This is a genomic window from Brevibacterium sp. H602 (genome assembly GCF_051172395.1).
Lineage (GTDB): Bacteria > Actinomycetota > Actinomycetes > Actinomycetales > Brevibacteriaceae > Brevibacterium.
This window is the reverse complement of sequence record NZ_JBPIZD010000041.1, coordinates 1-12,343: the sequence shown is the minus strand read 5'-3', so window position 1 is coordinate 12,343 and position 12,343 is coordinate 1. Positions and strand designations below refer to the sequence as shown.

General features: G+C 62.8%; 12 protein-coding genes. 8 read left to right on the top strand and 4 right to left on the bottom strand.

What is annotated here, in order from left to right:
• Positions 1 to 430 precede the first annotated feature (430 nt).
• Complete coding sequence (locus ACSBQT_RS17615) at positions 431 to 1,105, bottom strand: SOS response-associated peptidase (protein ID WP_410710508.1); 675 nt, start codon at positions 1,103 to 1,105, stop codon at positions 431 to 433.
• A 52-nt stretch (positions 1,106 to 1,157) separates the two neighbouring features.
• Here ACSBQT_RS17615 and ACSBQT_RS17610 point away from each other — a divergent pair, with 52 nt between their 5' ends.
• The 5 genes from ACSBQT_RS17610 to ACSBQT_RS17590 all read left to right on the top strand — a co-directional run bounded on the left by ACSBQT_RS17610 (position 1,158) and on the right by ACSBQT_RS17590 (position 5,945).
• On the top strand, positions 1,158 to 1,673 hold the full coding sequence (locus ACSBQT_RS17610) for a MarR family winged helix-turn-helix transcriptional regulator (protein WP_410710509.1): 516 nt from the start codon (positions 1,158 to 1,160) through the stop codon (positions 1,671 to 1,673).
• Positions 1,674 to 1,807: 134 nt separating this feature from the next.
• On the top strand, positions 1,808 to 2,974 hold the full coding sequence (locus tag ACSBQT_RS17605; protein ID WP_410710510.1) for an acyl-CoA dehydrogenase family protein: 1,167 nt from the start codon (positions 1,808 to 1,810) through the stop codon (positions 2,972 to 2,974).
• A gap of 1 nt (position 2,975) precedes the next feature.
• Complete coding sequence (locus tag ACSBQT_RS17600; protein ID WP_410710511.1) at positions 2,976 to 4,031, top strand: enoyl-CoA hydratase/isomerase family protein; 1,056 nt, start codon at positions 2,976 to 2,978, stop codon at positions 4,029 to 4,031.
• Complete coding sequence (locus ACSBQT_RS17595) at positions 4,028 to 4,804, top strand: enoyl-CoA hydratase (protein ID WP_410710512.1); 777 nt, start codon at positions 4,028 to 4,030, stop codon at positions 4,802 to 4,804. Before ACSBQT_RS17600 ends, ACSBQT_RS17595 begins: the two co-directional genes overlap by 4 nt.
• A 169-nt stretch (positions 4,805 to 4,973) precedes the next feature.
• A complete protein-coding gene (locus ACSBQT_RS17590) occupies positions 4,974 to 5,945 on the top strand; it encodes an NAD(P)H-dependent flavin oxidoreductase (protein WP_410710513.1) in 972 nt (323 codons plus the stop codon).
• Positions 5,946 to 6,054: 109 nt separating this feature from the next.
• Here ACSBQT_RS17590 and ACSBQT_RS17585 read toward each other — a convergent pair whose 3' ends face one another.
• Together ACSBQT_RS17585 and trpS are read right to left on the bottom strand one after the other, a co-directional pair.
• Positions 6,055 to 7,104, bottom strand: a complete 1,050-nt coding sequence (locus ACSBQT_RS17585) for an App1 family protein (RefSeq protein WP_025780904.1) — start codon at positions 7,102 to 7,104, stop codon at positions 6,055 to 6,057.
• 2 nt (positions 7,105 to 7,106) lie between these two features.
• Positions 7,107 to 8,105 carry a tryptophan--tRNA ligase gene (trpS, locus tag ACSBQT_RS17580; protein ID WP_410710514.1) on the bottom strand — a complete coding sequence of 333 codons (999 nt, stop codon included), beginning with the start codon at positions 8,103 to 8,105 and terminating at the stop codon, positions 7,107 to 7,109.
• A gap of 243 nt (positions 8,106 to 8,348) precedes the next feature.
• On the opposite strand from trpS, the gene ACSBQT_RS17575 reads away from it, so the two are divergent.
• Complete coding sequence (locus tag ACSBQT_RS17575) at positions 8,349 to 10,571, top strand: carbon starvation CstA family protein (protein WP_410710515.1); 2,223 nt, start codon at positions 8,349 to 8,351, stop codon at positions 10,569 to 10,571.
• A complete protein-coding gene (locus ACSBQT_RS17570) occupies positions 10,568 to 10,804 on the top strand; it encodes a YbdD/YjiX family protein (RefSeq protein WP_264801040.1) in 237 nt (78 codons plus the stop codon). The genes ACSBQT_RS17575 and ACSBQT_RS17570 overlap by 4 nt, the downstream gene beginning before the upstream one ends.
• 111 nt (positions 10,805 to 10,915) lie before the next feature.
• Here the strand turns inward: ACSBQT_RS17570 and ACSBQT_RS17565 are convergent, their stop codons facing one another.
• Positions 10,916 to 11,731: an exodeoxyribonuclease III gene (locus tag ACSBQT_RS17565; protein ID WP_410710516.1), complete on the bottom strand. Its 816-nt coding sequence runs from the start codon at positions 11,729 to 11,731 to the stop codon at positions 10,916 to 10,918.
• Positions 11,732 to 11,817: 86 nt separating this feature from the next.
• Between ACSBQT_RS17565 and ACSBQT_RS17560 the strand changes: the two genes are divergently transcribed.
• Positions 11,818 to 12,306, top strand: a complete 489-nt coding sequence (locus tag ACSBQT_RS17560; protein ID WP_173156470.1) for a GNAT family N-acetyltransferase — start codon at positions 11,818 to 11,820, stop codon at positions 12,304 to 12,306.
• Positions 12,307 to 12,343 lie beyond the last annotated feature (37 nt).

Sequence of the window (12,343 nt, the reverse complement as noted above, 5' to 3'; positions counted from 1 at the left end):
ACCACTGTTTGGCCAGATGATTGTCTCACCAGAAAATAATAAATGTTCTGGCATCACAACTTGTTCAAACAAACACGCTATTGGATTCTCAAACCACAAACACACACCCATCACCACACCACACAAATAAGCAGCATGTTCACTGGGGGTATCAGTTTCTGTTTGCACTTTTCGTCTTGCGACTCGCTGTGCCAGCGGATGTCTACTCTACATGGTTGTTCTGATCCGCGCAACTCGAAGTTCATCTTCGGTTTGCCCGTATCGTTCCCGATCAGAGCGACTGTTGCCGTTCCTTGCGGCCTGGCAACCTGGACTACAATACACACATCTTCGGCCACCTGCAAAACCGCTCCGCACGTGCCCACTTCCCCGCCCGGAAGAACCCCGAGATCTCGGGGGAAAGTCTTCTCCACACAGCGTGAAGAGAGACCTACGCCACGGGTTCGGCGAGTTCCGGAGAATCGTTGCGGACGTTTCCGACCGCTTTGCCGACCTTGTGTCGAGTGACGCTGGCGGGATCAACCTGGTCGAGTGTCGCCGCCAGCAGGCCCGGCACATCGTTCGTCAGGACTCCGGGGTCGATCCAGTCACTGATCTGACCGCGCCCGAGGAATACGGGCATCCGATGGTGGACATCGCTGAGGTGTCCCGCGGACTCCATCGTGAGGATCGTCGTAGAGACCAACCAGGTCTCATCCGGCTGTTTCCAGAACTCGAAGAGTCCCGCCATGAAGAGGGGATCCTCGCCGGCAGCGGTCATCATCCATGGCTGCTTGCCGTCTTCTGTGTTCTCCCATTCGTAGTACCCCGGAATCGGCAGAGCACAGCGTCGACGTCGGATGGCCTGCCGGAACATCGGCTTCTCGAGCACTGTCTCCGAACGAGCGTTGAATGCCTTGAAGCCGATCTTGGGATCCTTCGCCCACGCCGGGACCAGCCCCCAGGAGGCGGTTTCGAGACGACGATGCAGCTGACCATCCTCGTCGAGTCGTTCGACGACGATCGGCACGAATGACCCCGGGGGCACATTGAAGCGCGGCGCGTAGTCATAGGAGACGACATCCAACCGCAGCTCATCAGCGAGATCTGCTGGATCGAGAGACATATTGAGTCGACCGCACATGCGCCCATCTTCTCACTTCACTACACTGTCGACAATGGCGGCAGAAGAGAATACAAGTACGGGGTTCGACCCGATCGAAGAGTCCCGTCGGCAATGGCTGGCCCATGGATGGGACGACGCAGCCGACGGAATGACGACAGTGATCTCAGTGATGAGGATCCACCAGCTGTTCCTGGCTCGAGTCGATGCCGCTCTCAAACCCTTTGCGCTGACGTTCTCGCGCTATGAAGTCCTCACACTCCTGTCTTTCACACGAGCCGGGACTCTGCCGATGTCGAAGATCTCCGCTCGCCTGCAGGTGCACGCGACCTCGACGACGAACTCCGTCGACCGCCTCGAAAAGGCCGGCCTCGTCGCCAGGCGCAGCCATCCCGACGATCGCCGAACGACGCTCGTCGACCTCACCGATGCCGGTCGCGAGCTCGCCGCTCAGGCGACGAAGGCGCTCAACGCCGAGGTCTTCTCCTCCCCCGATTTCGCCGGTATCGACCTCGACTCCCTGCTCCCCCATCTCGAAACGCTGCGGTCGGGACTCGAAGCCGGCGCCTGAGCCGACCGAAGCCGGCCGCTGAACGGACCATCGTCCACCGGGGCCGCCTCAGCGCGAAATTAGTTGGATGTCCAAGTAATATGGACGTATCGTGGTGTCGATCACCGAATACGCGTCCGATTCTTGGAGGAATCATGTCCCGCAGTACCGCAGCTGCCCTACCTTTCGGTCTCACCGACGAACAGCAGACCGTCGCCGGGATGGTGCGTGAGTTCGCCGATACCGAAGTCGCCCCGCACGCCCTCGAATGGGACGCCCAACACTTCTTCCCCGTCGACGTCATCAGGAAGTCCGCCGAACTCGGAATGGGCGGCATCTACGTCAGTGAGGAGTCCGGCGGAACCGGAATGGGCCGGATGGATGCGGCGCTGATCTTCGAAGCGATGTCGACCGGTTGCCCCTCCGTCGCCGCCTATATCTCCATCCACAACATGGTCGCGTGGATGATCGACAAGTTCGGCAACGACGAGCAGAAGACCACGTACCTCGAGAAGCTCGTCTCCATGGAGCACCTCGGCAGCTACTGCCTGACCGAGCCCAATGCCGGCTCCGATGCGGCCGCCCTGCGCACCTCCGCCCGCGAGGACGGCGACCACTATGTGCTCAACGGAGTCAAGCAGTTCATCTCCGGCGCCGGCACCTCGGACACCTACCTCGTCATGGCCCGCACCGGTCAGGACGGAGCGCGTGGAATCTCCGCCTTCATCCTCGAGAAGGGCATGGAAGGTCTGAGCTTCGGCCCCAACGAGCAGAAGATGGGCTGGCGCGCCCAGCCGACCCGACAGGTGATCATGGAGAACGTTCGTGTGCCGAAGGAGAACATGCTCGGTGCACCCGGACAAGGGTTCAAGATCGCGATGTCCGGGCTCGACGGAGGACGACTCAACATCGGCGCCTGCTCGCTCGGCGGCGGTCAGGCCGCGCTCGAGAAGGCCATCGCCTATATGGGTGAGCGCCAGGCCTTCGGTACCGAGCTCTCCGGATTCCAGGCTCTGCGCTTCGAGGTCGCTCAGATGCAGGCCGACCTCGAGGGTGCTCGCTCCCTGCTGTGGCGGGCCGCGAGCGCCTACGACGCAGGCGATCCGAACACATCTCTGCTCTCCGCCATGGCCAAGCTCAAGGCCACCGACACCGGTTTCGATGTCGCGAACAGGGCACTCCAGTTGCACGGCGGCTACGGCTATCTGACAGAGTATGGAATTGAGAAGCTGGTGCGTGACCTGCGAGTCCACCAGATTCTGGAAGGCACCAACGAAATCATGCGCGTGATCATCTCGCGCAAGAGCACAGGAGTGGGCTGATATGACAGAACCTTCGGCAGAGCAGGCGGACGCCTCCGTCATCACCTCGGTATCCAACGGGGTCGGCCGAATCGAACTCAACCGACCGAAGCTGATCAATGCGCTCAGCCAGGACATGGTGGGCGCCATCGACGAAGCCCTCAATGGTTGGCACGACGACGATGCGGTCAAGCTCGTCCTCGTCACCGGTCGCGGGGAACGCGGTCTGTGCGCTGGCGGCGACATCAAGGCCGTATACAACGACATCGTGGCCGGCAGCGACGAGAACGCGAGATTCTGGAACCGCGAATACAAGATGAACTTCGCGATCTCCGAGTTCCCCAAGCCCTACGTCGTCATCATGAACGGCATCACGATGGGCGGAGGCGTCGGCATCTCCGGACACGGATCGCACCGCATCGTCACCGATTCGACGAAGGTCGGAATGCCGGAGACCGGAATCGGGCTCTTCCCCGACGTTGGCGGCACCCACCTGTTGGCCAACGCCCCCGGAGAGCTCGGCACCCACCTTGCGCTGACCGGGCAACCAGTCGGGGCGGGTGCTGCGATCGCCCTCGGCCTCGCCGATCATTTCGTCCCCGACGCGCAGATCCCCGATCTCATCGCCGACCTCACCGCCGGTGAGGACCTCGACGCGGTCATCGGCCGGTACTCGACCGATGCTCCGGACAACGAACTCGCCGAGGCGTCCGACTGGATCAACGCCTGCTACGCCGGAGACGACGCCGAAGCCATCGTCGCGGCTCTCGCCGCGCACGAGAACCCCGATGCCCAGGCCACTGCCCGGCTCATCGGCACGAAGGCACCCACCTCGGTGAAGGTGACCCTGGCTGCGGTCCGGAACGCCGCTTCGATGACCCTGGCAGGCGTCCTCGAACAGGACTACCGGGTGGCCGTCACTCTCACCGGCTTGCCGGACCTCAAGGAAGGCATCCGCGCGCAAGTCATCGACAAGGACCGCAACCCGCAGTGGAGTCCCGCCTCGTTGGCCGAGGTCACCGACGAACAAGTTCAGTCCATCCTCACCACCGACCACGAAGACAAGGTGTTCTCATGAGCGAATTCGAAACCATCCTGACCGACATCGCCGATGGCGTCGCCACCATCACGATCAACCGACCGAAGGCGCTCAATGCGCTCAACCTGCAGGTGCTCACCGACATCACCGATGCCGCGACCGCCTACGACGCCGATGATTCGATCAAGGCGATCGTCATCACCGGCAGCGAGAAGGCCTTCGCCGCCGGCGCCGATATCAAGGAGATGTCGAGCCTCGACTTCTCGACCGCCTACAAAGCCGACTGGTTCGCCGGGTGGACCCGGCTGACCGATGTGCGCAAGCCGGTCATCACCGCCGTCGGCGGCTACGCCCTGGGCGGCGGCTGCGAACTGGCGATGATGGGCGACATCCTCATCGCATCAACGAAGGCGAAGTTCGGACAGCCCGAGATCAACCTCGGTGTGCTCCCGGGCATGGGCGGATCGCAGCGGCTGACCCGCGCCATCGGCAAGGCCAAGGCCATGGACATGTGCCTGACAGGCCGGATGATGGGCGCCGAGGAGGCCGAACGTTCCGGACTCGTCGCTCGCATCGTCGAACCCGAAGCGCTCCTGGATACAGCGAACGAGATCGCGCAGACGATCGCGTCGAAGTCCCGCATCGCCTCGGCAATGGTCAAGGAAGCGGTGAACACCGCATTCGAGACGACCCTGGAGCAGGGCCTGCGCTACGAGCGCCGACTCTTCCATTCGTCCCTGGCCACGAATGATCAGTCCGAAGGCATGGCCGCCTTCGTCGAGAAGCGGGACCCGAACTTCACGGATTCCTGATCAAATTCCTGATGATTGCCGAAGGCGCAGACTCCTCCGAGAGTCTGCGCCTTCGTCGTCTGGCCAGCCGAAATGCGGACCAGGAGACGAACGACAATGTGGCCCGTATCGCATTTAACAATCGTTCAGTTAGAGTGAGTGTATGCATTCAACTTCGCAAGGAGGCACCGTGACAAGCTTCACCGATCTGCGCTCCCAACTCCGTCTGCCCGTCGTCGGCTCCCCCATGTTCATCGCCTCGGGGCCCGAATTGGTCAAGGCCCAGTGCCAGGCCGGAATCGTTGGGTCCTTCCCGTCGCTGAACGCCCGTCCGGCCTCGCAGCTGACCGACTGGCTCGATGAAATCTCCGAGTCGAACGCCGCCCACACTGCGGCAAATCCGCAGCAGCCGGCCGCTCCGTTCGCGGTCAACCTCATCGTCCACCGATCGAACAACCGCCTCGAGGAGGACCTCGCCGAGGTGGTCCGCCACCAAGTGCCGATCGTCATCACCTCGCTCGGTGCCCGTGATGAGGTCAACGAAGCGGTCCATTCATACGGCGGCGTCGTCCTTCACGACGTCATCAACAACCGCTTCGCCAACAAGGCCGTCGAGAAGGGCGCCGACGGCGTCATCGCCGTGGCCGCCGGGGCCGGCGGGCACGCCGGGGCGCAGTCGCCGTTCGCCCTGGTCCAGGAGATCCGCTCCTGGTTCGATGGTCCCCTGCTGCTGTCGGGCGCCATCGCCCACGGCCGTTCGATCCTTGCGGCACTGGCCGCTGGTGCCGATTTCGCCTACATCGGCTCGGCCTTCCTGTCCACGCCCGAGGCTAATGTCGTCGACGACTATCGGTCGATGATCGTCGAATCCGGCGCCGACGACGTCGTGTACTCGAATTACTTCACCGGCGTGAAGGGCAACTACCTACGTGGGTCCATCGTCGCCTCGGGCCTCGACCCGGACAATCTGCCCGACGCCGATCCCACGAAGATGGACTTCAGCTCGTCTTCAGGTTCGGATTCGAAGGCCTGGAAGGACATCTGGGGCTCGGGACAGGGCATCGGTGCACTCGGCCAGCAGCGCACGACCGCCGAGCTCGTCGAGACCTTCGCCGCTCAGTTCGACGAGGCGAAGCAGCAGCTGCAGGCGCAGCTGGGCTGATCCGACCGAGCGCCTCAAAGACCACCTCAGCCCCAATTGCTACCTGACGGCGGCCCAGCACCCTCGCGCGAGGTTGCTGGGCCGCCGTCAGGTAGCGGTGAGGTTCCGTTCAGATCGTCGAGATGATTCCTCGTTCCGTCAGACGGGAAGCCAGACCGGCTCCGTCCGGGGCGTAGATCCACGGCACGCCCTGGCCGCGGCCGTGGCGCTTCGACCGTCCGCCGGCCCACACAGCCTCACCGACTGTGAGCTGTCGGATCGCCACAGCAGCGACGTTCTTCGGATGGTTCTCGACGAACTCCCCGTAGATCTCCTCATCGTTCTGCCCGTCGTCACCGATGAGCAGCCACTTCATCCACGGGAACTCCCGGGCCAACCGTTCCAGCGAATTGCGTTTGTGCTCCTTGCCCGACCGGAACACCCGAGTCGTCGTCGGCCCCCAGTCGGTGAGCAGCAGCGGACCCATCGGATAGAGATTGCGGGAGAGGAAGCGCTTGAGCGTCAGTGCAGAGTTCCACGCCCCGGTCGACAAGTAGACCATCGGAGTGTCCGGGCGCATGAAGGTGATCCGGTCATAGAGCACGGCCATTCCCGCCACCGGTGACCTCGCGTGCTCGCTGAGGACGAAGGTGTTCCACGCGGCGAGGAAGGGACGTGGCAGCGATGTGACCATGACCGTGTCGTCGATATCGGAGATGATGCCGAAGGTCGAGTCCTCACCGATGATGCGCACGGCGGCAGAGTCGACGAGCGAGCCATCGGTCCACAGTTCGATCTCGGTCTCTCCCGGTTCGAAGTCCCCGGGGATCACGGTGTCGATGATGCCTCCGCGATCGGAGGTGACCATATGCTCTTCGTCGTTCACGCGCACCCAGGCGGTGTCATTGGGCAGAGGGACACTCACGAAGGACTTCCATCCGCGGATGCTCGCGTGGACATCGGCGGCCGGCTGACCGTTCGGGGTGAGCACCAAGCGGCCGAGCACCCGCACCCAACCGGTCCCGCCATAGGTGTCGTAAGCGATGACGGTGCGATGGTAGGCGTGGTCGGTGGCCCGATTCTGGATCCAGCCGTTGAACCGGTCCTCCACCCGCGCAGCGGTGTGGAGCATATCCGGTGTGAGATTGAGCGGCCCGTCTTCGGGTTTCTTCTTCGCCACGATCAGATGAAGCCGATCTTGTCATAGACCTCGCGCAGGGTCGCCTCGGCGATGGCGCTGGCCTTCTCCGCCCCGCGGTCGAGGATCGCCTGCAGCTGGGCCCGGTCCTCGAGAAGCTCCAGCGTGCGCTCCCGCACCGGTGTCAGGGTCTCCACGGCCACCTCGGCGAGGTCGACCTTGAGGTGACCGTACATCTTCCCTTCGTACTCGGCGACGATATCGTCGACCGGACGCGCAGTCAGGGAGGAATAGATCGTCAGCAGGTTCGACACTCCCGGCTTGTTCTCCTGGTCGAAGGCGATCTCGGTTCCGTCGTCGGTCACGGCGGACTTGACCTTCTTCGTCAGGGCCTTCGCATCGTCGAGGATGTCGATGCGTCCCTGCGGGCTGGGCTGGGACTTCGACATCTTCGCGCCAGGGTTCTGCAGGTCATAGATCTTCGCGGTCGCCTTGAGGATCTGTGCCTCGGGGACGGTGAAGGTCTTGCCGAACCGATAGTTGAAGCGGTCGGCGAGGTTGCGGGTCAGCTCGAGGTGCTGGCGCTGGTCCTCACCGACGGGAACGAGCTGCGGGTTGTACAGGAGGATGTCGGCGGCCATCAGCGCCGGGTAGGTGAGCAGTCCCAAGGACACGTGCTCCTGCTTCGCGGACTTGTCCTTGAACTGGGTCATCCGGCTGGCCTCACCCATCGAGGTGGTGCATTCGAGGACCCAGGACAGCTGCGGATGGGCGGGCACCTGGGACTGGACGAAGATCGTCGACTTCTCCGGGTCGAGTCCGGCGGCGATGAACTGCGCGGCCGTGCGCAGGGTGCGTTCCCGCAGCTCGGCCGGATCCTGCTCGACGGTGATCGCGTGCATGTTCGCGATGAAGTAGAAGGCATCGTGCGACTCCTGATGAGTCACGAACTGCTGCAGGGCTCCGATGTAGTTGCCGAGATGAAGGGAATCGGAGGTGGCTTGGATACCTGAGACAGTGCGTGGCTGTGAAGAGTTCGTCATAGTCCTATGATGCCATCTCCCCTGTCGGCTCTGCTCAGGAGTCCGGTCTGGTGTCGGGGATCACGCTCGGCCGCGGACCAGCGGTATAGTGCGTACCAGATCACATGATTCACCAAGGTGTCTCCCAGTTCTCGAACATCTGTCGAGCAGCGGCCAGCGAAGGTCTGATCATGCTGAGAACTCAACAATCCCGACGCGTCATCTCTTAAGGATCTGATGCGTCGTCTCTCAAGGAGGAGGACTATGTCGGTCGAATACATCAAGACCGAGGGCGACCTTCCGCCGGTCGCCGTGGTCGAGAAGCCACGCTGGACACCGGCGAAGATCGTGCTGTGGGTGGTCATCGCCCTCATCGCCGGCGCTGGTTGGTCGATGATCGCGTTCGTGCGCGGTGAAGAGCTGTCGGCCAGCTGGTTCGTCGCCGCAGCCGTCGGCAGCTACCTCATCGGCTTCCGCTTCTACGCGAAGCTCATCGAATGGAAGATCTGCCGCCCGAACCCCAAGCGAGCCACCCCGGCAGAGCTCAACGACAACGGCCGCGATTTCGCGCCGACCGACCGCCGCGTCCTGTTCGGCCACCACTTCGCGGCGATCTCCGGTGCCGGCCCCCTCGTGGGACCGATCCTCGCGGCCCAGATGGGTTACCTGCCCGGAACCCTGTGGATCGTCTTCGGCGTCATTCTCGCCGGCGGTGTCCAGGACTATATGGTGCTGTTCTTCTCCATGCGTCGCAACGGTCGATCGCTGGGACAGATGACCCGTGATGAGCTCGGTCGAACGGGCGGAATCATCGCCTCCATCGGCATCATCCTCATCATGGTCATCCTCATCGCGGTCCTCGGCGTCGTCATCATCAACGCTCTGGCAGAAAGCCCCTGGGGTGTCTTCTCCATCGCGATGACCATTCCGATCGCCGTGTTCATGGGCATCTACATGCGCTACCTGCGTCCCGGCAAGGTCGTCGAGACCTCGGTCATCGGCATCGTGCTGCTCGTCATCGCGATCATCGCCGGCGGCTGGGTCCACAACTCGCCGTTCTGGTCCGAGATCTTCCACCTTGACAAGGTGACTCTGGCTTGGTGCCTGATGATCTACGGATTCCTCGCAGCCGTGCTTCCGGTGTGGGTGCTGCTGGCACCGCGCGACTACCTGTCGACGTTCATGAAGATCGGCACCATCGTGCTGCTGGCCGTGGGCATCCTCATCGTCAACCCGACCGTGCAGATGCCTGCGCTGACCGAGTTCGCGTTCAATACGGCAGGTCCGGCGTTCGCCGGCGCCCTGTTCCCGTTCCTGTTCATCACCATCGCCTGTGGAGCGTTGTCGGGCTTCCACGCTCTCATCTCGTCAGGCACGACTCCGAAGCTCATCGAGAAGGAGACGCAGGCTCGCCTCATCGGCTATGGCGGCATGCTCATGGAGTCCTTCGTCGCGATCATGGCGCTGGTCGCCGCGATCTGCCTCGACAAAGGTCTCTACTTCGCAATGAATGCCGCCGAACCGCTCACCGGCGGAACCGTGCAGGGCGCATCGGACTTCATCAACAACTCCTTGGGCATGTCCGGCGTGGAGACGAGTCCGGAGATCCTCGATCAGGCGGCCAAGGACGTCGGCGAGGAGAGCATCGTCTCTCGCACCGGCGGAGCCCCGACGCTGGCGATGGGAATGGCCCATATCCTCCACAATGTCTTCGGCGGACCGGCCTGGATGTCGTTCTGGTACCACTTCGCCGTGATGTTCGAGGCGCTGTTCATCCTCACCACGATCGATGCGGGCACCCGCGTGGCCCGTTTCATGCTCTCGGATACGCTCGGCAACTTCTCCAAGAAGTTCCGGGACCCCTCGTGGACTCCGGGTGCGTGGCTGACGACGGCGATCATGGTCGCCGCCTGGGGATCGATCCTGCTCATGGGCGTCACCGACCCCCTCGGCGGCATCAACACGCTGTTCCCGCTCTTCGGCATCTCGAACCAGCTGCTGGCGGCGATCGCTCTGGCCGTCATCTTCGCTATCGTGTGCAAGATGGGCCTGGCCAAATGGGCGTGGATCCCCGGCATTCCGCTGGTCTGGGATCTGGTGGTCACGATGGTCGCCTCGTGGCAGAAGATCTTCTCCTCCGACCCGAAGCTCGGCTACTGGGCCCAGCACTTCGCCTACAAGGACGCGCTGGCGGCCGGAGAGACCTCGATGGGCAATACCGAGGGAGTCGCGGCGATGAGCGCAGTCGTACGCAACACCTTCGTCCAGGGCACCCTGTCGATCGTCTTCGCACTTCTTGTCGCGATGGTCGTCGTCATGGCAGTCTGGAAGTCCATCGAGGCCATCAAGAAGGGGTCCCTGCCGACGACGGAGGAACCCTTCGTCGAGACGAAGATGTTCGCTCCGGCCGGTCTCATCGCTCGCAAGCCCGAGCGTGAGCTGCAGGCACAGTGGGACGAGCATGCAGCAGGAAGGCAGAAGGAATGAGCACCGCACATCCGCTCAGCCGCATCGCCAGCGATCCGTGGGGATCCCTGCGCCGAGGCGGGGCCTGGCTCCACTGGTACCTCAAGGAGATCATGGGCGAGAATGCCTATATCCACTACCTCGAATCCTACGAGCGCCGCCACGGCACTCGTGAGGGTGCGATGGAGGAGAAGGCCTTCTGGCGAGATCTCACCGATGAGCAGGACCGCAACCCCAAGGTCCGCTGCTGTTGAGATTCTGAAGCTGCCTGCGTCTCAGTACGCTGAGAGGACAGCCAAGAGCCCGGGGACTCAGGACATTTCGTCCTGAGTCCCCGGACTCTTCGTCTGTCCTCCGAACTGCGGTCAGGCCTGGACGGACGGGAGGTCGTAGTCGATGACCAGCGGAGCATGGTCCGACCAGCGCTCGGCCCAGCTGTTGGCTTTGTCCACGGTGGCCTTGACCGCGGTTGCGGCCAGGGCCGGAGTGGCCATCTGATAGTCGATGCGCCATCCTGTGTCATTGTCGAACGCCTGACCGCGCATCGACCACCAGGTATAAGGTCCGTCGATGTCGCCGCTGAGTTCGCGGTGGACGTCGACGTAGCCGATCTCACCGAAGAACTTGTCGAAGTAGGCTCGTTCCTCCGGGAGGAATCCAGACTTCTTCCGGTTGGCTTTCCAGTTCTTCAGGTCGCGTTCGGTGTGGCAGACGTTGAGGTCGCCGGTGACGAGGACATGGTCGGCGGTCTTCGCCAGCTGCGGCATCCGCTCGATCATGCGGTCGAGGAACCGGTACTTGTCGTCCTGTTTGGGGGTGTCGGCCTCGCCGGAATGGACGTACGCGGACACAAGGGTCAGAAGCGATCCGTCGCCGAGGCGGAAGTCCGTCTCCACCCAGCGTCCGGCCCGATCGAAGTAGCCGTCGTCGCCGAGTCCTTCGCGCACCGCTTCGGGTTCGGTGCGGGCCATCACGGCGACGCCGGCGCGGCCCTTCGCCTCGGCATCATGGCTGATCGTGGTGTATCCGGTGTCGGCGAGGACACCATGCGCAATATCGTTCGCGGCGCGCACTTCTTGGAGGGTGATGAAGTCCGGTTTCGCTGCATCGACCCAGGTGGGCATCCCCTTTCGCCATGCTGCGCGGACTCCGTTGACGTTGACTGAAGCAATCCGAATCATGTGCTCTATGATGACATGGAGCGCACTATTCTTCCGGGACGGGGCGTTATAGAGTGAGGGTAAGTACGAACACATCAGGAGGCGCAATGGCCGTTGACGAAACTTTCGACACCGAGCAGCTGAGCATCAGTCCGCTCGATGAGGTCGACGCCCGCGAAATGCGCGAATTCCTGCTCGACGCTCAGGCCAACTTCTGGGGAGACCGCGATCTCAGCGGTGACCATGATGCCTACTGGTTCCGTCAGTTCGTCACCTCGGGTCTCGTCGCCCGCTACCGTTCGGAGATCGTCGGATACCTGCTCGGCGTCATTCCCCATGATGGACCTGCCTACATCCACCTGGTGGCAGCGCGGTCGGATTTCCGTCATCAGGGAATCGGCCGTCACCTCTACCAGCACTTCATCGACCATTCCCGTCAGCTCGGCGCCTCCTCGGTGCAGGCGACGACGATGCCGGAGTCCTCGGGTGCGATCTCGTTCCACTCCTCCATGGGCTTCAGCGGAGAGCTCATCGAGGACTATGCCGGCCCGGGCAACCCGCGCGTCTTCTTCGAACTCAAGTTCCCCGAGGACTGACCCCACCTCCCAGAACTACCTGACGGCGGCCCAGCAA